This window comes from Streptomyces sp. NPDC096046 (assembly GCF_040303285.1).
In the GTDB taxonomy this organism is placed as follows: Bacteria; Actinomycetota; Actinomycetes; order Streptomycetales; family Streptomycetaceae; genus Streptomyces.
The window spans coordinates 78,329-100,982 of record NZ_JBEOSZ010000015.1 but is presented as its reverse complement, the minus strand read 5'-3'; the positions used below and the strand labels follow the sequence as shown (position 1 = coordinate 100,982).

General features: G+C 69.9%; 16 protein-coding genes and 1 tRNA gene. 6 read left to right on the top strand and 11 right to left on the bottom strand.

All coding sequences use genetic code 11. The features are described 5' to 3' along the window. The first annotated feature begins 166 nt into the window (after positions 1 to 166). Together ABTX62_RS16030 and ABTX62_RS16025 are read left to right on the top strand one after the other, a co-directional pair. The gene (locus ABTX62_RS16030; RefSeq protein WP_352116737.1) at positions 167 to 1,567 is read left to right on the top strand and encodes a pyridoxal phosphate-dependent decarboxylase family protein; all 1,401 of its coding nucleotides are present in this window, start codon (positions 167 to 169) and stop codon (positions 1,565 to 1,567) included. Positions 1,568 to 1,575: 8 nt separating this feature from the next. Further along, positions 1,576 to 2,988, top strand: a complete 1,413-nt coding sequence (locus tag ABTX62_RS16025; RefSeq protein WP_502997961.1) for a lysine N(6)-hydroxylase/L-ornithine N(5)-oxygenase family protein — start codon at positions 1,576 to 1,578, stop codon at positions 2,986 to 2,988. Positions 2,989 to 3,001: 13 nt separating this feature from the next. Here ABTX62_RS16025 and ABTX62_RS16020 read toward each other — a convergent pair whose 3' ends face one another. After that, positions 3,002 to 4,801 (bottom strand): bifunctional metallophosphatase/5'-nucleotidase, encoded by a 1,800-nt coding sequence (locus ABTX62_RS16020; protein WP_352116735.1) that lies wholly within the window; start codon positions 4,799 to 4,801, stop codon positions 3,002 to 3,004. 162 nt (positions 4,802 to 4,963) lie between these two features. Between ABTX62_RS16020 and ABTX62_RS16015 the strand changes: the two genes are divergently transcribed. Next, positions 4,964 to 5,680 carry an SIMPL domain-containing protein gene (locus tag ABTX62_RS16015; RefSeq protein ID WP_352116734.1) on the top strand — a complete coding sequence of 239 codons (717 nt, stop codon included), beginning with the start codon at positions 4,964 to 4,966 and terminating at the stop codon, positions 5,678 to 5,680. A gap of 165 nt (positions 5,681 to 5,845) precedes the next feature. Beyond that, positions 5,846 to 7,267, top strand: a complete 1,422-nt coding sequence (gene pyk, locus ABTX62_RS16010) for a pyruvate kinase (RefSeq protein WP_352116733.1) — start codon at positions 5,846 to 5,848, stop codon at positions 7,265 to 7,267. A gap of 5 nt (positions 7,268 to 7,272) precedes the next feature. Here pyk and ABTX62_RS16005 read toward each other — a convergent pair whose 3' ends face one another. Together ABTX62_RS16005 and ABTX62_RS16000 are read right to left on the bottom strand one after the other, a co-directional pair. Next, positions 7,273 to 8,052, bottom strand: coding sequence for a helix-turn-helix domain-containing protein (locus tag ABTX62_RS16005; RefSeq protein ID WP_352116732.1), 780 nt, complete (start codon positions 8,050 to 8,052; stop codon positions 7,273 to 7,275). 104 nt (positions 8,053 to 8,156) lie between these two features. Beyond that, positions 8,157 to 8,229 (bottom strand) — tRNA-Leu (locus ABTX62_RS16000). Between the two features lie 104 nt (positions 8,230 to 8,333). Between ABTX62_RS16000 and ABTX62_RS15995 the strand changes: the two genes are divergently transcribed. Further along, positions 8,334 to 8,990 (top strand): ANTAR domain-containing response regulator, encoded by a 657-nt coding sequence (locus ABTX62_RS15995; protein WP_352116731.1) that lies wholly within the window; start codon positions 8,334 to 8,336, stop codon positions 8,988 to 8,990. Between the two features lie 74 nt (positions 8,991 to 9,064). Here the strand turns inward: ABTX62_RS15995 and ABTX62_RS15990 are convergent, their stop codons facing one another. The 8 genes from ABTX62_RS15990 to ABTX62_RS15955 all read right to left on the bottom strand — a co-directional run bounded on the left by ABTX62_RS15990 (position 9,065) and on the right by ABTX62_RS15955 (position 19,542). Then, a complete protein-coding gene (locus ABTX62_RS15990) occupies positions 9,065 to 9,781 on the bottom strand; it encodes an ABC transporter ATP-binding protein (RefSeq protein ID WP_243381018.1) in 717 nt (238 codons plus the stop codon). Beyond that, entirely contained in the window at positions 9,778 to 10,641 is an 864-nt protein-coding gene (locus tag ABTX62_RS15985) for an ABC transporter ATP-binding protein (RefSeq protein ID WP_283969749.1), read from the bottom strand. The genes ABTX62_RS15990 and ABTX62_RS15985 overlap by 4 nt, the downstream gene beginning before the upstream one ends. Before the next feature lie 5 nt (positions 10,642 to 10,646). Then, complete coding sequence (locus ABTX62_RS15980; RefSeq protein ID WP_352116730.1) at positions 10,647 to 12,464, bottom strand: branched-chain amino acid ABC transporter permease; 1,818 nt, start codon at positions 12,462 to 12,464, stop codon at positions 10,647 to 10,649. Positions 12,465 to 12,468: 4 nt separating this feature from the next. Next, positions 12,469 to 13,398: a branched-chain amino acid ABC transporter permease gene (locus ABTX62_RS15975; RefSeq protein ID WP_283969751.1), complete on the bottom strand. Its 930-nt coding sequence runs from the start codon at positions 13,396 to 13,398 to the stop codon at positions 12,469 to 12,471. A gap of 135 nt (positions 13,399 to 13,533) precedes the next feature. After that, positions 13,534 to 14,763, bottom strand: coding sequence for a branched-chain amino acid ABC transporter substrate-binding protein (locus tag ABTX62_RS15970; protein WP_352116778.1), 1,230 nt, complete (start codon positions 14,761 to 14,763; stop codon positions 13,534 to 13,536). 949 nt (positions 14,764 to 15,712) lie between these two features. After that, complete coding sequence (locus tag ABTX62_RS15965) at positions 15,713 to 16,585, bottom strand: trypsin-like serine protease (RefSeq protein WP_352116729.1); 873 nt, start codon at positions 16,583 to 16,585, stop codon at positions 15,713 to 15,715. Positions 16,586 to 16,717: 132 nt separating this feature from the next. Beyond that, a complete protein-coding gene (locus ABTX62_RS15960; protein WP_352116728.1) occupies positions 16,718 to 17,206 on the bottom strand; it encodes a PaaI family thioesterase in 489 nt (162 codons plus the stop codon). Between the two features lie 56 nt (positions 17,207 to 17,262). Further along, entirely contained in the window at positions 17,263 to 19,542 is a 2,280-nt protein-coding gene (locus ABTX62_RS15955) for an FdhF/YdeP family oxidoreductase (protein ID WP_352116727.1), read from the bottom strand. Between the two features lie 180 nt (positions 19,543 to 19,722). On the opposite strand from ABTX62_RS15955, the gene polA reads away from it, so the two are divergent. Continuing rightward, complete coding sequence (gene polA / locus ABTX62_RS15950) at positions 19,723 to 22,449, top strand: DNA polymerase I (RefSeq protein ID WP_352116726.1); 2,727 nt, start codon at positions 19,723 to 19,725, stop codon at positions 22,447 to 22,449. Positions 22,450 to 22,654 lie beyond the last annotated feature (205 nt).

Genomic DNA, 22,654 nt, shown 5'->3' with positions numbered 1-22,654 from the left:
CGCCGCCCACCGCCTCACCGGACCCGAGGCGATCACCACCGACTTCAAGGACTGAGCCCCCGAGGGGCACCCGACCCGACCGGTTTTCCGTCACGGAGGTACCTCCACCCGGGTTGGGTCGTTGGTCCCATCGGGCGCGCCGCCCCGCGCCCCGGAGGACAGCCCCATGAGCCACCCGCCCCTCGCCTCAGGACCAGAAGGCCCCCGCGCCCTGCGGCCGATGCTCGACACCGTCCTCCGAGCGCTGGACACCGGTGCCCGGGCGCGGGGCGGGCCGCTCCCGGCGGGCGGCCCGCAGTCGGTCACCGCCCGGATCCGGCAGGCGGCCGGCGACATCCTCCCCGACCAGGGCGACCCGCACGCCCTGCGCACCCTGGTCCACGCCTTCACCGAGACCGCCGCCGATCCCGCCCACCCCCGGTGCGCCGCCCACCTGCACTGCCCCCCACTCGCCGTCGCCGCGGCCGCCGACCTCGCCGCCTCCGCCCTCAACCCGTCCCTGGACTCCTGGGACCAGGCGCCCGGGGCATCGGCACTGGAGCATCTGGTCGCACAGGCGCTGTCCCGGCAGATCCACGGAACCGGGCAGCCCACCGCTCCCGACTCCCTCATCACCACCGGCGGCACCGAATCCAACCAGCTCGCCCTGCTCCTCGCCCGAGAAGCCCACGGCGGAACCGTCCGGCTCGTGTGCGGAGCCAACGCCCACCACTCCCTGCCCCGCGCCGCCTGGCTGCTCGGGCTGCCCGACCCCGTCGTCGTACCCACCCCGCGCGGGACGTTCGACCCCTCTGCACTCGACGACGCCCTCACCGCACAGCCCGGCCCCGTGCTCGTCGCCGCCACCGCCGGCACCACCGACGCCGGATACATCGACCCGCTGCCCGAGATCGCCGCCCGCTGCGCCGATCACGGCGCCCGACTGCACGTGGACGCCGCCTACGGCGGAGGCCTCCTCTTCAGCGACCGGCACCGCCCACGGCTCACCGGACTCGACGCCGCCGACACCGTCACCCTCGACCTGCACAAACTCGGCTGGCAGCCGGTCGCCGCGGGCCTCCTCGCCGTCCGGGACGCCCGCGACCTCGCCGCCCTGGGACAGCGCGCCGACTACCTCAACGCCGCCGACGACACCGAGGCCGGGCTGCCCGACCTGCTCGGCCGGTCCCTGCGCACCACCCGCCGCCCCGACGTCCTCAAACTCGCCGTCACCCTCAAGACCCTGGGGCGCCAAGGACTCGGCGCACTCATCGACCAGGTCTGCGCCCGCGCCCGCGACTTCGCCGCACTCGTCGCCGAACACCCCGGCTTCGAACTGCACGCCCCGCCCGTCATCAGCACGGTGCTGTTCCGGCCCGCGGACGCCACCGACGCCACCGTGGCCGCCGTACGCCGCTCACTGCTCACCGCCGGCCGCGCCGTCCTCGGCCGGGCCCGCCTCGACGGCCGGCTCTGGCTCAAGGCCACTCTCCTCAACCCCGCCACCGGGCCCGACGACCTGGCCGCCCTGCTGCACCTCGCGGCAGCGAGCCGAGCGACACTCGTGGAAGGACACACCCCCCGATGAACCCCCCGATGAACCCCGCGCCGACCCCCGGCCCCGACACCCCCCGCGACCTCGTCGGCATCGGAGTCGGACCCGCCAACCTCTCCCTCGCCGCGCTCGCCCACCCCCTCGGCGGCCTCGACACCGTCTTCTACGAGCAGCGCCCCGCCTTCGCCTGGCACCCCGGCCTGCTCATCGAGGGCGCCACCATCCAGGTGCCGTTCCTCGCCGACCTGGTGTCCCTCGCCGACCCCACCAGCCCCTGGACCTTCCTCAACTACCTCCGGTCCCGCGAGCGGCTCTTCCCCTTCTACTTCGCCGAGCGCTTCCACATCCAGCGCGCCGAGTACGACGCCTACTGCCGCTGGGTCTGCGAGAACCTCCCGGGGCTCCACTTCGGCCACCAGGTCGACGCCGTCCGCTGGAACCCCGAACGCGACCTCTTCGAGGTCGACTTCACCCAGCTCGACGCCGACGGAGAAGCCGAGGCCCTCGGCCGGACCTACACCCACGACGTCGTCCTCGGCATCGGCACCGAGCCCTACGTCCCCGATCCCCTCAAACCCCTCGTCGAGGCCCCCGGCGTGCCCGTCGTGCACGCCGCCGACTACCTCACCCACCGCGCCGCCCTCCTCGCCGCGGGGCACGTCACGATCGTGGGCATCGGACAGTCCGGCGCCGAGATCTTCCTCGACCTGCTGCGGAGCAGGCCGGCCGGACAGGAGAAGCTGCACTGGCTGGGCCGCTCCGAGGCCTTCGCCCCCATGGAGTACTCCAAGCTCGGCCTGGAACACTTCACCCCCGACCACACCCGCTACTTCCACGCCCTGCCCGAGTCCGCCCGCGACCGGCTCGTCGACGGCCAGTGGCAGCTCCACAGGGGCATCGACGCCGCCACCGTCGCCGCCATCCACGACGAGCTCTACCGCCGCAGCCTGCACGGCGGCTGGCCCGACGCCGTCCTCACCCCCGGCGTCCGCGTCCGCACCGCCGGCCGCGTCGCCACGACCCAGGTGGAACTGCACCTGGAACACGGCCGGCAGGACAGCCGCTCCCGCCTCACCACCGACGCCGTCGTCCTCGCCACCGGCTACCGCGAACGCCCCCTCGACCGGATCCTCGCCGGCCTCGACCCCTACATGCGCCGCGACAACCGGGAACGGCCGCGCGTCGACGAGGAGTACCGGCTCGTCCTCGACCCGTCCGTCACCGGCACGGTGTACGTCCAGAACGCCGAGACCCACACCCACGGTGTCGGCGCCCCCGACCTCGGCCTCGCCGCCTGGCGCAGCGCGATCATCCTCAACTCCCTGACGGGCGGGGAGGCCTACGCACTCCCCGCCCGCACCGCCTTCACCACCTTCGGCCTCACCCAGCGCAGGCACGTCCCGCCGCCCCGCGAGGCACCGGCACTGACGCCGCTGGTCGACGACCGAAGGTGAGCGGGAACGCGGCTCAGAACACGGGCGTGCCCTCGCGCGTGAGCTTCCAGTCCACCGCGGCGAACTCGGCCGGGTCGATCGACCCCTTCGCCTTCACCCAGGCGATCATGGTGTTGCGGATCTCCTCCGAGTTCGACCACAGCACCGGGGCGGCGGCGACATGCGGGAAGTTCCCGCCGCCGTTGGCCCGGTAGTTGTTCACCGCGAACACGAACCTCGCGTCGTCGGCGAGCGGCTGCCCCTCGAAGCGCACGTTCGTCACCCGCGACCCGGCCGGCTTCGCGATGTCGATCTCGTACGACAGGCCGCTCACCACGTCGTAGTTGTAGTCCGGCGTGCCGTTCGCGTTGGTCAGCTTCGCCGGGTCCACCGCCGCGTCCGGCGCCGTCTGCGCGAAGTAGTTCGCCGAGAACTCCAGATACGCCTTCATCTGCGCACCCGTCATCAAACGCGCCTCCAGCGTGTTCTCGAAGACGTACAGACCGGCCACGTCCCGGATGGTCACCCGCCCCGCCGGGATCCGCGCACTGCGCGAGAAGCACGCCGCCTGCGACAGCACGGGCAGCGCGGCGTGCTCCGTGCCCGCCAGCGCCTGCCTCACCGTGTCGGCCTGGATGTGATTGATCAGGTCGATGATCGGCACGTCCTTGTACGGCGCCTCGGCCGACGTCATCTCCGCCGCGTTGGTGCCGATGACCTGGTTGACGTACGCCACGACCTTCTCGTGCTCGTCCAGGAGCAGCTTCGTGATCTTCGGGTCCTCCTCCACCGTGTTGGAGTTGAGGACCTTCGCGCCCACCTTCTCGACCCTCCAGCAGCCCTTCTCCCACACCAGCTCGAAGTCGAACAGCGTCAGCCGCTGCCCCCACTTCAGCGGCTCCGACAGCACGACCCGCTTGCCCGTCTTCTTGTTCGCGACGAAGTACTCGGGGATCTCCGTGTGCGCGTGCCCGACCAGGATCGCGTCGATCCCCGGCACCTGCTCGGCCACCAGAGCGGCCGCGTTCTCGATGTACGGCAGCTGGTCACCGTAGGAGGACGTCCCCGACGAACCGCTGTGCGCCGACACGATGACGACGTCCGCGCCCATCGACCGCAGCTTCGGCACCCACTTCGCCGCCTGCTCCTCCAGACCCGGGAACGTCATCTTCCCCTGCACGTTCGCCTTGTCCCAGATCGCGATGCCCGGGTTGGTCAGACCCAGCACGGCCACCTTCACGTCCCGCCCGTGCGGGGTGCGCAGCCGGTGCATGCTGTACGGCGCGAACGCCGGCCGCAGCGTCTTCGCGTCCAGCGCGTTGGCGCCCAGCAGCGGGAATCGGCACTGCTGCTCGAACTTCCGCAGCACCGGGATGCCGTAGTTGAACTCGTGGTTGCCGAGCGCCGCCGCGTCATAGTCCATGGCGTTCATCGCCTGCGCCATCGGGTGCACCGGGCCGCCCTCGGCCGTGATCGGGTCGACCTTGGCGTAGTAGTACGACAGCTGGGTGCCCTGGATGGTGTCGCCCGCGTCGATCAGCAGCGTATTGCGGCGGCCCTTCTCCTCACGCACCCGGTTGACCAGAGTGGAGACCTTCGCGAGACCGACGTCGTTGTGGTCCCTGTCGTCGAACTCCTTGTCCGTGAAGTAGTCCCAGTTGAAGACGTTGCCGTGCAGGTCCGTCGTCCCCAGCACGGTGAACGCGTACCGCTTGGTGCCGCGCTTCGCCTCGACCGCCTGCGCACCCGGCGCTCCGACCGCACCGGTCGCCAGCGCCACCCCCGCCCCGGTCACGGCGGACTTCTCCAGGAACTTCCGGCGGTTCAACGGCATGTCTGGCTCCTCGCGGAATCTGTGGAACGACGCGCGTAGATAACGCGCGTAGATTCTGACCCGCCCACGACCGGCCGCAACAGACCCGGCAGGTTGCGATCTGATGACTCGAAACCCCCGACCCAGGTCGCCAACCAGCCCAGACATGACAGAGTGGGGCGTATGACCGCGGCCACCCCAGACGCCTCCCAGCCCGCCGTCCCCTACGGAACGCCCGAGGCGCCCCGCATCGCCGTCCGCGGCGAAGCCCGCCTCGAGGTCGACCCGGAGATCGCCCGCATCGGCATCACCGTCGCCGCCCGCGGCCGCGACCGCCGCTCCGCCCTCGACGACCTCACCCGCCGCAACGCCGGCGTCCTCGACCTCGTCAAGACCTACGGCGACGCCGTGGAACGCCTGGAGACCGGCGCCTTCTCCATCACACCCGAACTCACCAAACACGGCCGCGGCGAACGCGTCCGCACCTACCACGGCAGCGTCCGCGTCACCGCCGAACTCACCGACTTCACCGCCCTCGGCGAACTCACCACCCGCCTCGCCGACCTCGACCTCACCCGCGTCGACGGCCCCTGGTGGGCCCTGCGCCCCGACTCACCCGCCCACCGGGAAGCCCGCAAGAAGGCCGTACGAGAAGCCGTCCAGCGCGCACGCGAGTACGCCGAAGCCCTCGGCACCACCCTTGCCGCCCTGGTCGAACTGGCCGACATCGGCGCCGAAAGCGCCCCACCGGACTACCCCCAGGCCCCCGGCCGCATGCGCTCCGCCGCCTTCGCCGGAGCGGCCGAGGACACCCCCGCCCCCCTCGACCTCGAACCCCAGCGCCAACGCGTCCACGCCCAGATCAACGCCCGCTTCACCATGGTGCCGCCGCAGCTGTAATCCCCGCCGGGTGATTATCCGAAAGCGCGACCGAATTTCACCGGGGTGCTCATCGGAGCGCCCCACCGCACAATTCAACACTTGTCAATAACGCTTCACGCAAAGTCTGTTGGACAGTCACGCTCGACCAATTCTCTACCAGTCGGTAACTCATAGGCTCGTTTCATGCGCCGAGCAAAAATCGTCTGCACCCTTGGACCCGCCACCGACTCGTACGACCAGATCAAAGGCCTGGTCGACGCCGGAATGGACGTAGCCCGTTTCAACCTCAGCCACGGCGGCCACGCCGAACACGAGGAGCGCTACCACCGGGTGCGCAAAGCCGCCGACGAGACCGGCCGCAGTGTCGGCCTCCTCGCCGACCTTCAAGGCCCGAAGATCAGACTCGGCCGCTTCACCGAAGGACCCGTACTCCTCGAACGCGGCGACACCTTCACCCTCACCGTCGAAGAAGGCGTCGAAGGCGACGGCCACACCTGCGGCACCACCTACGCCGGCCTCGCCGACGACGTCACCACCGGCGAACGCATCCTCATCGACGACGGCAAGGTCTGCCTCGAAGTCACCGGCGTCGACGGCCCCCGCGTCCACACCACCGTCCTCGAAGGCGGCGTGATCTCCGACCACAAGGGCCTCAACCTCCCCGGCGCCGCCGTCTCCGTCCCCGCCCTCTCCAAAAAGGACGAGGACGACCTCCGCTGGGCCCTGCACACCGGCTTCGACGTCATCGCCCTCTCCTTCGTCCGCTCCGGCCGCGACATCCACGACGTCCACCGCATCATGGACGAGGAGGGACGCCGGCTGCCCGTCATCGCCAAGGTCGAGAAACCCCAGGCCGTCGAGGCGATCGACGACATCGTCGCCGCCTTCGACGGAATCATGGTCGCCCGCGGAGACCTCGGCGTCGAAATGCCCCTGGAACAAGTCCCGATCGTCCAAAAGCGCGCCATCAAACTCGCCAAACGCAACGCCAAGCCGGTCATCGTCGCCACCCAGATGCTCGACTCGATGATCGACAACGCCCGCCCGACGCGCGCGGAGGCCTCCGACGTCGCCAACGCCGTCATCGACGGCACCGACGCCGTCATGCTGTCCGGCGAGACCAGCGTCGGCAAACACTCCATCGACACCGTCCGCACGATGGCCCGCATCGTCGAAGCGGCGGAGGAGGACATCCTCGCCAAAGGCCTCCCGCCCCTGACGGAACGCAACAAGCCCCGCACCCAAGGCGGCGCGGTCGCCCGAGCCGCGGCGGAAATCGGCGACTTCCTCGGCGCGAAGTTCCTGGTCGCCTTCACCCAGTCCGGCGACACCGCCCGCCGCCTCTCCCGCTACCGCTCCCCGATCCCCCTCCTCGCCTTCACGCCCGACCAGGCCACCCGCTCCCAGCTCGCCCTGACCTGGGGCGTGGAGACATTCCTCGGCCCCTGCGTCGACTCCACGGACGCGATGGTCGACCAGGTCGACGAGCTGCTGCTCCGATACGGCCGTTGCCGTCCGGGCGACACGGTCATCATCACGGCAGGCTCCCCGCCGGGGGTCTCGGGTTCGACGAACATGGTCCGGGTCCACCACATCGCGGAGTAGCCACGTCAGTACTTGGGGCCGACGTGGGCGTCCATGAGGGCGACTGAGGCTTTGCGGGCGATGGAGATGTTGAACGGGTTGCCGTTGCGGGTACAGTGCGTCCACTCGACACCGAGCGTGTCCAGAGTGTCGGTGCAGAGCCGTCGGATGTCGTCGGAGACGTTGGTGAAGAAGTACCGGGGATATTCATAGCGCTTCCGCTCACCGGCCACCATGCGGGTCGTCCAGTTCGTGATCCGGCACCCGTCGGAGTGGATGAGCCCGCGGATGAATTCCCAGGGGTGGGCGTCCACGATGCTTTGCTGCCAGGGTTCGAGGACAATGCGCCGCTCGTGCTTCTTGCCGGGGCCATGCTGGGGGAACATGCATGTCCAGTGCTGCGTGTACGACTTCACCTCGACGCAGCCGGGCTTCAGCCGCTGACTGACGTTGGGCAAAGGCATCACTTTGCGCACAGCCTCTTCTGCTGCGGCGACAAGACCGGTCTGCGTCTTGTTGCAGAAGATGGACAAGTGGTGCTGCTTGCGCTTTGAGACGATGTGCCCGTCTCCGAGGTATAGCCCGAGTAGGTAGGCATAGGCGACGCGGTCAAAGTCGCGGCCAGTGCACTGGGGGCAGTCCGTGGGGGGCTCGTACATCTCACCACGCGTTTTGCGGTCTTCGCTGCGCCACCAGCCGACGGTCCCGCGTGGGACGTTCAACTGTTCCGCTACTACGCGATTAGGAACGCCTTGGCGCATCAGAGCCACGGCGCTTGCCCGAATCGAAGGGCTGTGCTGTTCCATGTGGCCACTCTGCGTGATGCACCGTGGCGCTGCGCAGCAAAAAGCGGAGGTTCACGAGAACGTGGACATCCGCATCAGGGTGACCTTGGAATCAAAGGAAAAAGTGCCCCGGGTGGGATTCGAACCCACGCTGTCGGTGGTTTGAGCACCGTGTCTCTTCCGCTGGACTACCGGGGCTTCCTGCAAAACAAAGGCGGGCAGCCACCCGCCGTGCCCCCACCATACCGCAGCTAGGTACGCTCTTGGGAGCAGTACCGGCCTGCCCCTACCAAGGAGCCCACGTGAGTGCCCCCGAGTCGCCCCAGCCTGTTGACGTGCCTGAAGACGACAAGTCGCACGTGCCTCCGATGACGACGCGGGTCGTCATCGCCGAGGACGAGGCGCTGATCCGGCTCGATCTCAAAGAGATGCTGGAGGAGGAGGGGTACACCGTCGTCGGTGAGGCGGGTGACGGTGAGCAGGCGGTGGAGCTGGCTCGTGAGCACCGGCCGGATCTGGTGATCCTGGACGTGAAGATGCCGAAGCTGGACGGTATCTCGGCGGCGGAGAAGATCGCGGAGGAGAGCATCGCGCCGGTGCTGATGCTGACGGCGTTCTCGCAGCGTGACCTCGTCGAGCGGGCCCGGGACGCGGGTGCGATGGCCTACCTGGTGAAGCCGTTCAGCAAGACCGACGTCGTGCCGGCGATCGAGATGGCCGTTTCTCGGTTCACGGAGTTGAAGGAGTTGGAGAAGGAGGTCGCCGACCTCACGCTCCGGCTGGAGACGCGCAAGCTGGTGGACCGGGCGAAGTCGATTCTGCAGACCGAGTACGGGCTGTCGGAGCCGGCTGCTTTCCGGTGGATCCAGAAGACGTCGATGGACCGTCGGATGTCGATGCAGCAGGTGGCGGAGGCGGTCATCCAGGACGCCGACGAGAAGAAGGCCGGCAAGGGCTGAGAGCTCGACGTGAGAGGCCCGCTTCCCTTCGTTTCCGGAAGGGGAGCGGGCCTCTCCGCGGGTGGGTGGGGATCTCAGTCCTCGCCCAGGTAGGCCTTGCGTACCGACTCGTCGTGCAGCAGGTCCTGCCCGGTTCCGGAGAGGACGACGTTGCCGACCTCCATGACGTGGCCCTGGTCGGCGAGGGAGAGCGCGGCTTGGGCGTTCTGTTCGACGAGGAGGATCGTCGTGCCCTGGGACTTCAGCTCCGAGATCGTCGCCATGATCTTCTGCATCATGATCGGGGAGAGTCCCATGGAGGGCTCGTCGAGCATGAGGAGCTTGGGCCGGGACATGAGGGCGCGGCCCATGGCGAGCATCTGCTGTTCGCCGCCGGAGAGGGTTCCTGCGGCCTGTTTGCGGCGTTCCCCGAGGATGGGGAAGAGGTCGTAGGCGCGCTGGATGTCCTTCTCGATGCCTTCTTTGTCCTTGCGGAGGAATGCTCCGAGCTGGAGGTTCTCCGCGATGGTGAGGCGGGGGAAGATGTGTCGGCCTTCGGGGGAGTGGGCGAGGCCGAGGGCGACGATCTTGTGGGCGGGGACGCCGTTGAGGGGCTTGCCGTCGAAGAGGATCTTCCCGGATGTCGGCTTGAGCAGGCCCGACAGGGTGCGCAGGGTGGTCGTCTTGCCGGCGCCGTTGGTGCCGATGAGGGTGACGACCTGGCCGGCGTCGACGCTGAAGGAGATGCCTTTGACGGCTTCGATCTTGCCGTAGGAGACCCGGAGGTCCTCGACCTCGAGGAGTGCGGTCACTTGGCTTCTCCCTTGGTGCTGCTGGTGGTGCTGGTCGCGTCGGCGGCGGCTTCGGCGGCCTCGACCTCGGCGGCTTCGGCCTGGCCGGGGTCGCCTTCGAAGGGTTCGCCGAGGTAGGCGGCGACGACGCGTTCGTCGGCCTGGACGACGTCGGCGGTGCCTTCGACGAGCTTCTCGCCCTGGACGAGGACGGCGACGCGGTCGGAGAGGTTGAAGACGAAGCGCATGTCGTGCTCGATGAGGAGGACGGCGATGCCCTTGTCGCGGATGGCGAAGACGAGTTCCTCGGTGGCGCGCGTCTCCTGGGGGTTCATGCCGGCGGTGGGCTCGTCGAGCAGCAGCAGGCCGGGCTCGGAGGCCATGGCGCGGGCGATCTCGAGTTTGCGCTGTTCGCCGTAGGGGAGGTTGCGGGCGAGGTGGTCGCGCTTGTGGGCGAGGCCGATGAACTCCAGGAGCTCCATGGCGCGTTCCTCGCTGGCGCGTTCGGCCTTCTTGAAGCCGGGGCCGCGCAGGAGGGCGGACCAGAGGCCTTCCTTGGTGCGGGTGTGGCGTCCGACGAGGACGTTTTCCAGGACCGTCATGTTGGCGAACAGGCGGATGTTCTGGAAGGTCCGGGCGATGCCGGCCTGGGTGACCAGGTGGGGCTTGGGCGGGAGCACGGTGCCCTTGTAGGAGACGGTGCCCTCGGTGGGGACGTAGAGGCCGGTCAGGCAGTTGAAGAAGGTGGTCTTGCCGGCGCCGTTGGGGCCGATGAGGCCGACGATCTCGCCGGCGTTGACCGTGAAGTCGACGGAGCGGACGGCGGTGAGGCCGCCGAAGCGCATCGTGACGCCGCGGGCTTCGAGTACAGGTGTCGTCATGGTGGTTACGCCCCCGCCTTGGTGACGGCCGGTTCGTCGGTCAGCGTGGTCTGTTTGGGTACGTCGAGTTGGCCGGTCTCGTGGAATTCGAGCTGGCGCCGGCGGTTGGCGATGATGCCTTCGGGGCGGAAGCGCATCAGCAGGACGAGTGCGATGCCGAAGGCGAGGAGCGACTTGTCCTGGAGGAAGACGAGCTTCTCGGGGAGCAGGTAGAGCAGGGCCGCGCCGAGGAGCGGTCCGGCGACCGTGCCCATGCCGCCGAGGACGACCGCGGCCAGGAGGAACGCGGAGTTGGGCGGGGTGGAGCCGGCGAACTGGTAGGGGGTGGGGACGACGCTGTAGGTGACGTGGGCGCTGACGGTGCCGGCGAGGCCGGCGAGGGCGGCGCCGAGGGCGAAGGCGACGAGTTTGACGCGGAAGCCGTTGATGCCCATGGCGGTGGCGGCGGTCTCGTCCTCGCGGATGGCGATCCAGGAGCGGCCGATGCGGGAGTCGGCGGCGCGGGTGTAGACGAGGACGACGATGGCCATGATGAGGACCATCAGCAGGTAGTAGTTGGCGAAGCGGCCGAGGGTGAATCCGCCGATGTCGTGGGCCTGGCCGAAGTTGAAGCCGAGGAGGTTCAGGTCGGGGATGTTGGAGATGCCGTTGGGGCCGTTGGTGACGTCGGGTCCGGAGTCGCCGTCCATGTTGTTGACGGCGATGCGGAAGATCTCGCCGAAGCCGAGGGTGACGATGGCGAGGTAGTCGCCGCGCAGCCGCAGGGTCGGGGCGCCGATGAGGACGCCGAAGACGAGGGAGGCGGCGGCGCCGGCCAGGGCGGAGGCCCAGAAGGGCAGGTGGAAGCCGGAGATGGTGGAGAACTCGGAGCCGGAGACGAGGGCGGCGGTGTAGGCGCCGACGCCGAGGAAGGCGACGTATCCGAGGTCGAGGAGTCCGGCGAGGCCGACGACGATGTTGAGGCCGAGGGCGACCGTCCCGAAGATCAGGATGTTGACGCCGATGTTGGCGTAGTGGTCGTCGGTCTGGGTGAAGGGGAAGGCGATGGCCGCGGCGAAGCCCATGGCGAGGGTGAAGCTGCGGTTGGCGGCGACCAGTGCCGAGAAGCGGTCGAGGAGGCCGGCGGTGTGGACGGCCCACATCGCGAAGGTGACGACGAAGAGGTAGCCGATGAAGAGCTGGCCGTACTCGGTGTCGATGCCGTAGGTGAAGATGCCGAGGCCGATGATGGTGGCCACGGTGATGACGGCTCGCTGGATCCAGGGCGCGATGGCCTGGGGGGCGGCGATGCGGTCGGGTTTGGCGACGTAGGCCTTGAGGGCTGCCTTGGTGCCGTCGGTGTCGGGCCGCTCCTGCGGGAGGGCGAAGGCGCCGAGGACGGGCAGGAGGGAGGCGATGGCCGCGATCCAGCCGCCGGGTTCGAGGTTGACGACTCCGCCGAGTTCGACGCTGATGGCGATGACGGTGAACCAGGTGACGCTGAAGCCGCCGAGGGCGGTGAGGACGAGCGGCGCGTTGTTGCGGGCGGGCAGGAGCCAGCCGAGGCCGCGGACGCCGTAGCCGGCGAGGGCGAACAGTGCGGTGAGGACGCCGGCGGTGAAGGTCAGCCACTGCAGGCCGCCGGGGTAGCCGTTGTAGGTGAGGTCGCCGGGGAACTGGGCGGTCCAGGTCCAGGCGAGGAACGTGGAGGCGGCGGTGGCGATGCCGCCGGCGAGCAGCAGGGCGCGGGCGGCCGCGACGGGCAGGGGTATGAGACCGCGCGGGGCGGGCGTCGGGGTGGGGGCGGCGTCCGGCGCTGGGGTCTTCTGGGTCGTCTCGGTCATGTGATCACGCCCTGTCCGCGACGCGCTCGCCGAGCAGGCCCTGTGGCCTGAAGAGGAGCACGAGGATGAGGAGGCAGAAGGCCCAGACGTTCGCCCAGCTCTGGCCGCCGAGCTGCTGCATGCCGGGGATCTCGTCGATGTAGGCGGAGGCGAGGGTTTCGGCGATGCCGAGGACGACGCCGCCGAGCATGGCGCCGTAGATGTTGCCGATGCCGCCGAGGACGGCCGCGGTGAAGGCCTTGAGGCCCATGAGGAAGCCCATGCGGTAGTCGACGTTGCCGTACTTGAGTCCGTAGGCGACGGCGGCGACGGCGGCGAAGAAGCCGCCGATGGCGAAGGCGATGACGATGATGCGGTTGGTGTCGATGCCCATGAGCTGTGCGGTGTCGGGGTCCTGCGCGGTGGCCTGCATGGCGCGGCCGGTGCGGCTGCGGCGCACGAAGAAGGCGAGGGCGGCCATGCAGCCGATGGCGGCGAGGATGAGGAAGATGTCGGCGTCCTTGATGGTGACGGAGCCGATTTCGTGGGTGGCGTCGAGGCCCGGGAAGGCGCGGGCGCGGTCGGCGCCGGGGTAGAAGTTGCGCACGACCTCCTGGAGGGCCAGGGAGAGGCCGATGGCCGTGATGAGCGGTGCCAGGCGTGGTGCTCCGCGCAGTGGTCGGTAGGCGAACCGTTCCGCTCCGACGGCGATGAGGATGGCCACGAGTGCTCCGCCGAGGAGCATGAGGGGTACGGCGATGGCCATCGAGGTGCCGTTGGGCAGGATGTAGAAGTAGACCGTGAGGGCGCCGAAGGCGCCGGTCATGAAGATCTCGCCGTGCGCGAAGTTGATGAGCTGGACGATGCCGTACACCATCGTGTAGCCGATGGCGATCAGCCCGTACATCGAGCCGAGAAGCAGCCCGTTGGCCAGCTGCTGCGGCAGGGTGTTCACCGCATGGCCTCCATGTCGCTGGTGGTCGTGTGCACTGGATGTGTGCGTGGTCGTGTGCTGTGTGGGGGTGTGGAAACGGGCCGCGCGGTCGGGGTCCCCTTCCGCGCGGCCCGTGGGGCGTTGTGGCGGGCCGGGCTACTGCAGGTCGGCGGTGCCGGTCTCCACGTCCTTCCAGGCACCCTTCTCGACCTGGTAGACCGTCAGCTGCTTGTTGGTGGTGTCGCCGTACTCGTCGAAGGAGATCTTGCCGGTGAGGCCTTCGAAGTCGGACTTCTGGACACCGTCGACGACCTTGGAGCGCAGGTCGTTGATGTCGGTGGGAACCTTGCCGCCGTTGGCGTCGGCCGCGGCCTTGACGGCCTTGATGATGGCGGTGGTGGCGTCGTAGGCGTAGGCGCCGTACGCGCCGTAGTCGCCCTTGTAACCCTTGTCCTTGTACGTCTGGATGAACGTCTTGGCGGCGGGCAGGGTGTCGGCGGGGACGCCGATGGCGGTGGCGAGGTCGCCTTCGGAGGACTTGCCGGCGGCCTCGATGTAGGTGGAGGCGAACATGCCGTCGCCGCCGAACAGCGGGATCTTGACGCCGGCGTCCTTGAGCTGCTTGGTGATCAGCGCGGACTCGTCGTACTGGCCGCCGTAGTAGAGCAGGTCGGCACCGGAGTTCTTGATCTTGGTGACGAGGGAGCCGAAGTCCTTGTCGCCGGTGTTGACGTGGTCGGTGCCGACGACCTTGCCGCCGAGCTTCTTGTACTGCTCGTTGAAGATCTTCGCGAGGCCGGCGCCGTAGGTCTGCTTGTCGTCGACGACGAAGGCCTTCTTCTTCTTGAGGCCGTTGTACGCGTAGCCGGCGGCGAAGCTGCCCTGGAGTTCGTCGGTGGTGGCGGTACGGAAGTACGTCTTGAAGGGACGCTTCTTGTCCGTCTGCCAGTTCTTGCCCTGGGTGAGCTCGGGGGCGGTGTTCGCGGGGGAGATCTGGACCATGTTGGCCGAGGCGAACACCTGCTGCATCGTCTGGGCGACGCCGGAGTTCAGCGGGCCGACGGCGCCGACGACCGTTTTGTCGCCGGTCAGGGCGGTGGCGTTGGACTGGCCGGTGGCGGGCTGCGCCTTGTCGTCCAGCGGCCTGAGCTTGAACTTCACGCCCGGGACCCAGTTGTTCTTGTTGGCGTCGTCGACGGCTATCTGGGCGCCGTACTGGATGCCGAGGCCGGTGGTCGAGTTCTCACCGGAGAGCGGGGCGTCGACGCCGATGGTCAGCGTGGTACCGCTCCCGTTGTCTCCGCCCTTGTCACCGCTGTCGTCTCGGGAACCGCAGGCGGTGAGAGTCAGAGCTCCGGTCGTGAGAACGGAGGTAAGAATCACCAAGGAACGCTGTCGCACAATCAGTCCTTTCACAGGCAGGCCCCGCCCTGGTCGGGGGGTGAGTGCCGCGCTGGTACCGAACTCCCGATGGAGCGGTGACTGGCCGTGACTCTAAGCCCGGGGTCAGGGCGGGGACAGCGGCGTGGGCTGGCTTGTGACTTTCTTGTTATGACGCCGTGGATGTCGGGTACCGGACCGGGGCCCTCTCGGCGGGTTTGGCCGATTTTCGCCGAGGTCCGCATTCTGAGAACCCGCACTTCCGGTTGGCCATGGCCGAGATCATGCGCTGGTCGGGTCGCGCGTGGCCCGAAAGAGATCGAAAAGGTCCCGGGCGCGGGCGCGGGCGAAGAGGAAACCGTGGCGTTGTATTGCTCGTGTGTTACGGAGCGTTATGCCGAGAAAAGGGGCGCCCGGCGGCCGGGGGCGGTTTCGGGCGCGGGGAAACGGAGATTTCCGCGGTGTCGGCCGGGGGGGGGGTGCCGGCCGGCGCGGGCGGTGAGCCCGGCGGTGGGGGTGCCGGTGATCCGGAGGGTGATGGCGGGACCGCGGTCGTGGAGGCGCCGGTGACCCGGGGAGTGGCGGTGGGGCTCCCGGTCGTGGAGGGCGCCGGTGGCCCGGAGGGTGGTGGGCCGTATCGCCGGCAGGCGGCGGCGTGCACGACGGCCGTCACGGTGGACCGAACGAGGCCGGCCCTTCGGGGAGTTGGGGAGTGAGGGCGACGGGCGGGTGACGGGGCGGCCGGTTCCGCGGTTCGCGGATCGGCAGCTCGGGCGCGGTGCGGACGGTGCCGGTGACATGGCGACTTCGTCGCTCGTGGGCCGAGTCGGCGGTCGCGGGGACCCGGGCCGCAGGTCGGACGGTGCCCCGCCGCCCGGTGCGTGCGGCGGGGCTGTCGGCCTTCCGTGCGACCGCTGGCCGCCGGCGGGGGTCGGGCGGGTGAGGCCGCCGGGGGTTACGGCAGTTTCACGAACGGCGAGAGGAAGGCGCGGGCGCCGGGCGTGTCCAGGCGGTACGTCACGTTGGTCGCGTAGCAGGGGGTGTCGCCGGTGATGGTGGTGGCGGCGAGGACCCTCTTGCCGCCGAGCACGGCGAAGTTGGGGCCGCCGGAGTCGCCGTAGCAGGCGCCCCCGTTGCCCTGGGGCGCTGTCATCGCGAGCCGGGCCCAGGAGTCGTTGAGGGCGTTGAAGGTGACGGGCGCCTTCATCCGGACACCGCCGCCGGGGTGGGTCTGGCCGCCGGGGCCGTTGACGGCCTCCTGTGTGCCGTACCCGGCGACGAGCCAGTCGGTGGCGTTCAGGCCCTGCGGGCCGAGCTTGCCGAGCTGGTTCGCGGTGGGCAGGGTCGCCGGAGTGAAGCTCCAGCGGGCCTTGACCCCGGCGGCGGGCAGCTGGATCACCGCGATGTCGTGGGTGTCGGTGGCGGGCCCCGGGTAGCCGGGGTGCGAGTGGGCGGTGCCCCGCACGGCGACGGCGGCTGCCTGCGCGGCCGGGTCGCCCGGGTACTTCTTCGCCGCCGCGTCGAGCCCGGACTGCACGTCCTGGTCGAGGGAGACGTAGAACCGCACGTTCTCGGGCCAGTCCGAGGTGCAGTGGGCGGCGGTCAGGAAGGTGTCCGCGTCGATCATGGTGCCGGAGCAGACCCAGTCGGCCCGGTCAGGGGTCGCGGGGTCGCCGTCGTCGTCCCAGGTGGCCACGAGCGCGCCCACCTCGGTGCGTTCGGGAGCGGGCGCGGCGTTGTAGGAGTTGATGGCGGAGGACGGCAGCGCGGTGGCGAGCACGGTGGCACAGGCCGCGGTGGTGACGGCGAAGGCGCGTACGGAGGTCAAGAGAAACCCTTCTGGGGGTGGGACGGGTCTTCTCCTGTGGGGGGGGAGCGCCAGTGAAGCGCCCGGAGGGGGCCGCGACAAGAGCGCGCCCGTCCCTCCAGGGTTTTCCCTACGTCGGCCGGATCGCGGGGCTCAGTTCGCGGCGCGGATGAGCTCCTCGTCGGCCGGTTTCACGTCGCGCAGGAGGCAGGTCAGCCGGGCCGTGCACACCCTTTTGTCGCTTTCGTCTGTGATGACGATGTCGTAGGTGGCGGTCGACCGCCCCCGGTGCACGGGCGTGGCCACACCGGTGACGAGCCCGGAGCGCACCCCGCGGTGATGGGTGCAGTTCAGGTCGACACCGACGGCGATCTTGGAGCTGCCGCCGTGGAGCATCGATCCGATGGAGCCGAGCGTCTCGGCCAGCACCGCGGAGGCCCCTCCGTGCAGCAGTCCGTAGGGCTGGGTGTTGCCCTCCACCGGCATCGTCCCGACGACCCGGTCCGCCGACGCCTCGGAGATCTGGACACCCATCCGGTTCCCCAGGTGGCCCGCGGAGAACAGGGCCAGGAGGTCCACGCCGAGCGCGGCGTACTCGTCGATGACCTCTTGCGGGAACTTCACATGCTGCTGCTCACCCATCGGGCCCGGCTCCGTTCGTCCTCGTCACTCGGTTGCCTGTGTCACTGAGCGAACGCTCAGTCGGTCGCCGATTGTTCCAGACGCACCACCACGGACTTGCTGGCCGGGGTGTTACTGGTGTCCGCCGTGGCATCCAGCGGCACCAGCACGTTGGTCTCCGGGTAATAGGCGGCGGCGCAGCCCCGGGCCGTCGGGTAGTGCACGACGCGGAAACCGGGCGCCCGGCGCTCCACCCCGTCCCGCCACTCGCCGACCAGGTCGACGTAGACGCCGTCGGCCAGCTTCAGGGCCCGCGCGTCCTCGGGGTTGACCAGCACCACCCGGCGGCCGTTGCGGATGCCCCGGTAACGGTCGTCGAGGCCGTAGATCGTGGTGTTGTACTGGTCGTGCGAGCGCAGCGTCTGCAGCAGCAGACGGCCCTCGGGCACTCGTGGGTACTCCACGGGTGCGGCGGTGAAGTTGGCCTTGCCGGTGGCCGTGGGGAAGCGGCGCTCGTCGCGCGGGGCGTGGGGGAGCGCGAAGCCGCCGGGGCGTGCCACCCGCGCGTTGAAGTCCTCGAAGCCCGGGATCACGCGCGCGATACGATCCCGGATCGTCGCGTAGTCCTTCTCGAACTCCTCCCACGGCGTACGGCTGTTCTCACCCAGCACGCGGCGGGCCAGGCGGCTGACGATGGCCGGTTCCGACAGCAGGTGCGGGCTCGCCGGCTCCAGCCGCCCCCGGGAGGCGTGCACCATGCCCATCGAGTCCTCGACCGTCACGAACTGCTCACCGCCGCCCTGCAGATCGCGCTCGGTGCGGCCCAGCGTCGGCAGGATCAGGGCCCGCGCGCCCGTGACCGCGTGCGAGCGGTTCAGCTTCGTCGACACGTGCACGGTCAGTCTCGCCCGCCGCATGGCCGCCTCGGTGACCTCCGTGTCGGGCGACGCCGAGACGAAGTTGCCGCCCATGGCGAAGAAGACCTTCGCCTCGCCGTCGCGCAGCGCGCGGATGGCCCGTACGACGTCGTAGCCGTGCTCGCGGGGCGGCGCGAAGCCGAACTCCCGCTCCAGGGCGTCCAGGAACGCCGGGGCGGGGCGTTCGAAGATGCCCATCGTGCGGTCGCCCTGCACGTTCGAATGCCCGCGCACCGGGCACACGCCGGCGCCCGGGCGGCCGATGTTGCCGCGCAGCAGAAGGAAGTTGACGACTTCCCTGATCGTGGGGACGGAGTGTTTGTGCTGCGTGAGGCCCATCGCCCAGCACACGATGGTGCGCCGGGAGGCGAGGACCATGCGGAGGGCCTTCTCGATGTCCTCGCGGGCCAGACCGGTCGCCGTGAGCGTCTCGTCCCAGTCGGCGGCGCGGGCGGCCTCGGCGAACTCCTCGAAGCCGTGCGTGTGCTCCCGCACGAACGCCTCGGCGACCGCGCCGTCCGTCTGGAGGATCAGCTTGTTCAGGAGGCGGAACAGGGCCTGGTCGCCGCCGAGACGGATCTGCAGGAACAGGTCGGTGAGCGCGGCGCCCCTGACCATGCCCTGCGGGGTCTGCGGATTCTTGAAGCGCTCCAGGCCCGCCTCGGGCAGCGGGTTGACGCTGATGATCTTCGCGCCGTTGTCCTTGGCGTTCTCCAGCGCGGACAGCATGCGCGGGTGGTTCGTCCCCGGGTTCTGCCCGGCGACGATGATCAGGTCGGCCTTGTGGAGGTCCTCCAGCAGGACGCTGCCCTTGCCGATGCCGATCGTCTCCGACAGGGCCGAGCCGGACGACTCGTGGCACATGTTCGAGCAGTCGGGCAGGTTGTTCGTGCCGAACTCGCGGGCGAACAGCTGGAAGAGGAACGCGGCCTCGTTGCTGGTGCGGCCGGAGGTGTAGAAGACCGCCTCGTCCGGGGAGCCGAGCGCGGCGATCTCCTCGCCGATGATGTCGAAGGCGCGCTCCCAGGTGACCGGCTCGTAGTGCGTGCCCCCCTCCGGGAGGTACACGGGGTGGGTCAGCCGCCCCTGCTGCCCCAGCCAGTAGCCGCTGCGGCCGGCCAGGTCGGCGACCGGGTGCGCGGCGAAGAACTCGGGCGTGACCCGGCGCAGGGTGGCTTCCTCGGCCACCGCCTTCGCGCCGTTCTCGCAGAACTCCGCCCTGTGCCGGTGCTCCGGCTCCGGCCAGGCGCAGCCCGGGCAGTCGAAGCCGTCCTTCTGGTTCACGCTCAGCAGCGTCAGCGCGGTGCGCTTCACACCCATCTGCCGCTGGGCGACCCGCAGCGTGTGCCCGATCGCCGGGAGCCCCGCGGCCGCGTGCTTCGGCCCGGTGACCTGCGGCGCGTCCTGAACCGGATCACTCTTCGGAGGCTTCGACGCCATCACACGCTCCTCTTCGACTGCGCTGTGAGGTACGTCTCCGATCCTCGCACGGGGCGGTGACGCCGGGCGGGGGAGGCCCGGGCGGAAAGGCGGTGCCCGGTGTCCCCGGCCGGGCGCGCCCGATCCCGGCACCCGCGGGGCCGGGGCCGAGTGTCAGTGGGGCGTGGCAGGATCGGGGGCGTGGCAGAGACAGCATCGAAGACGACCGACCAGACCTCCGGCGGCAGCCGGCCGCGACTGATGCTCATGGACGGGCACTCGCTGGCCTACCGTGCGTTCTTCGCGCTGCCCGCGGAGAACTTCACCACCGCGACGGGCCAGCCGACCAACGCGATCTACGGCTTCGCGTCGATGCTGGCCAACACGCTGCGCGACGAGGCGCCCACGCACTTCGCGGTCGCCTTCGACGTCTCCCGCAAGACCTGGCGCTCCCAGGAGTTCACGGAGTACAAGGCGAACCGCTCCAAGACACCGGACGAGTTCAAGGGCCAGGTCGAGCTGATCGGCGAGCTCCTGGACGCGATGGGCGCCGTCCGCTTCGCGGTCGACGGGTTCGAGGCGGACGACGTCATCGCCACACTCGCCACCCAGGCCGAGGCCGAGGGCTTCGAGGTGCTGATCGTCACCGGCGACCGGGATTCGTTCCAGCTGGTCAGCGAGCACACCACCGTGCTGTATCCGACCAAGGGCGTCTCCGAGCTGACCCGCTTCACCCCGGAGAAGGTGTTCGAGAAGTACGGGTTGACGCCCGCGCAGTACCCCGACTTCGCGGCCCTGCGCGGCGACCCCTCCGACAACCTCCCCGGGATTCCCGGCGTCGGCGAGAAGACCGCCGCGAAGTGGATCAACCAGTTCGGCTCCTTCGCCGACCTCGTCGAGCGTGTCGACGAGGTCAAGGGCAAGGCCGGGCAGAACCTCCGCGACCACCTGGAATCCGTCAAGCTCAACCGCCGGCTCACCGAGCTGGAGCGCCGGGTGGAACTCCCCAAGGGCGTCACCGACCTGGAGCGCACGGCCTACGACCGCAAGGCCGTCGCGATGATCCTGGACACCCTGGAGATCCGCAACCCGTCGCTGCGCGAGCGGCTCTTCGCCGTCGACCCCGGCGCCGAGGAGGCCGAGACCACCCCGATCAGCACCGAGGGCGTGCGGCTGGACGGCACGGTGCTCGGCACCGGCGAGCTGCCCGCCTGGCTCACCGAGCACGGCACGCAGCCCCTCGCCGTCGCCACGGTCGACACCTGGGCCCTCGGTACCGGCTCGGTCGCCGAGGTCGCCCTCGCCGCGGCCGGCGGCCCCGCCGCCTGGTTCGACCCCTCCCAGCTGGACGAGGCCGACGAGAGGGCCTTCGCGGCCTGGCTCGCAGACGCCGGCCGGCCCAAGGTCTTCCACAACGCCAAGAGCGCCATGCGGGTCTTCGCCGAGCACGGCTGGAGCGTCGAGGGCGTGCGCATGGACACCGCGCTCGCCGCCTACCTGGTCAAGCCGGGCCGCCGCTCCTTCGACCTGGACGCGCTGTCCCTGGAGTACCTGCACCGCGAGCTGACCCCCGCCGCCGCCGCCGACGGGCAGCTCGCCTTCGGCGCGGACGACGCCGCCGAGGCCGAGGCCCTGATGATCCAGGCCCGGACCGTTCTCGACCTGGGCCAGGCCTTCGAGAGCCGCCTGGAGGACGTCGGCGCCGCCGACCTGCTGCGCGACATGGAGCTGCCCACCTCCGCGCTGCTCGCCCGCATGGAGCGGCACGGCATCGCGGCCGACCGGCCCCACCTGGAGGCCATGGAGCAGATGTTCGCCGGCGCCGTCCAGCAGGCGGTCAAGGAGGCCCACGCGGCAGCCGGGCACGAGTTCAACCTGGGCTCGCCCAAGCAGCTCCAGGAGGTCCTGTTCGGCGAGCTGGCCCTGCCCAAGACCAAGCGGACCAAGACCGGCTACACCACGGACGCCGACGCCCTCGCCTGGCTCGCCGGCCAGACGGACAACGAGCTTCCGGTGATCATGCTCCGCCACCGCGAGCAGGCCAAGCTCCGCGTGACCGTCGAGGGTCTGATCAAGAGCATCGCCGCGGACGGCCGGATCCACACCACGTTCAACCAGACCGTCGCCGCCACCGGCCGTCTGTCCTCGACCGACCCGAACCTGCAGAACATCCCGGTCCGCACCGACGAGGGCCGCGCGATCCGCCGCGGCTTCGTCGTCGGCGACGGATTCGAGTCGCTGATGACGGCCGACTACAGCCAGATCGAGCTGCGTGTGATGGCGCACCTCTCCGAGGACGCCGGCCTGATCGAGGCGTTCACCTCGGGCGAGGACCTGCACACCACGGCCGCCTCCCAGGTCTTCGCGGTCGAGCCGACCGCGGTCGACGCCGAGATGCGCCGCAAGATCAAGGCCATGTCGTACGGCCTGGCCTACGGACTGTCCGCCTTCGGCCTCTCCCAGCAGCTGAACATCGAGGCGGCCGAGGCCCGCGCCCTGATGGACGCGTACTTCGAGCGGTTCGGCGGCGTACGGGACTACCTTCGCCGGGCGGTCGACGAGGCCCGGGCCACGGGATACACGGCGACGCTCTTCGGGCGCCGCCGCTACCTCCCCGACCTCAACAGCGACAACCGCCAGCGCCGCGAGGCCGCCGAGCGGATGGCCCTCAACGCCCCGATCCAGGGCACGGCGGCCGACATCGTCAAGATCGCCATGCTCAAGGTGGACGATGCCCTGAGGGAAGCCGGCCTCGCCTCCCGCATGCTCCTCCAGGTCCACGACGAAATCGTGCTGGAGATCGCCCCCGGAGAGCGGGCCGCCGCCGAGGAACTGGTCCGCCGCCAGATGGCGAACGCCGTCCAGCTCCGCGTCCCGCTGGGCGTCTCGGTGGGCGCGGGGCCGGACTGGGAGTCGGCGGCCCACTAGACGCTGCGCGGCTGGGCCGGGAAGGGCTCCGAGGGCGCGTGGTGGGACCGACGCGGATGTGTGTTCAGACGCCCAGGTCCTGCCTCGCCCTGGGCATCGGCCCCGCCTCAACCGGGCGCTGCGGTCCTCTCGGCCGGGGTTCGCGGTCCCGTCTCGGCCGGAGCGCTGGAGTCCGGTACGGCCGTGGTTCGCGGTTCGGTCTCGG

Bases quoted from the DNA above. Each gene is read 5' to 3' on its own strand.
- ABTX62_RS16030 (WP_352116737.1), top strand. From the start codon at position 167: ATGAGCCACCCGCCCCTCGCCTCAGGACCAGAAGGCCCCCGCGCCCTG.
- ABTX62_RS16025 (WP_502997961.1), top strand. From the start codon at position 1,576: ATGAACCCCGCGCCGACCCCCGGCCCCGACACCCCCCGCGACCTCGTC.
- ABTX62_RS16020 (WP_352116735.1), bottom strand. From the start codon at position 4,801: ATGCCGTTGAACCGCCGGAAGTTCCTGGAGAAGTCCGCCGTGACCGGG.
- ABTX62_RS16015 (WP_352116734.1), top strand. From the start codon at position 4,964: ATGACCGCGGCCACCCCAGACGCCTCCCAGCCCGCCGTCCCCTACGGA.
- pyk (WP_352116733.1), top strand. From the start codon at position 5,846: ATGCGCCGAGCAAAAATCGTCTGCACCCTTGGACCCGCCACCGACTCG.
- ABTX62_RS16005 (WP_352116732.1), bottom strand. From the start codon at position 8,052: ATGGAACAGCACAGCCCTTCGATTCGGGCAAGCGCCGTGGCTCTGATG.
- ABTX62_RS15985 (WP_283969749.1), bottom strand. From the start codon at position 10,641: ATGACGACACCTGTACTCGAAGCCCGCGGCGTCACGATGCGCTTCGGC.
- ABTX62_RS15980 (WP_352116730.1), bottom strand. From the start codon at position 12,464: ATGACCGAGACGACCCAGAAGACCCCAGCGCCGGACGCCGCCCCCACC.
- ABTX62_RS15960 (WP_352116728.1), bottom strand. From the start codon at position 17,206: ATGGGTGAGCAGCAGCATGTGAAGTTCCCGCAAGAGGTCATCGACGAG.
- ABTX62_RS15955 (WP_352116727.1), bottom strand. From the start codon at position 19,542: ATGGCGTCGAAGCCTCCGAAGAGTGATCCGGTTCAGGACGCGCCGCAG.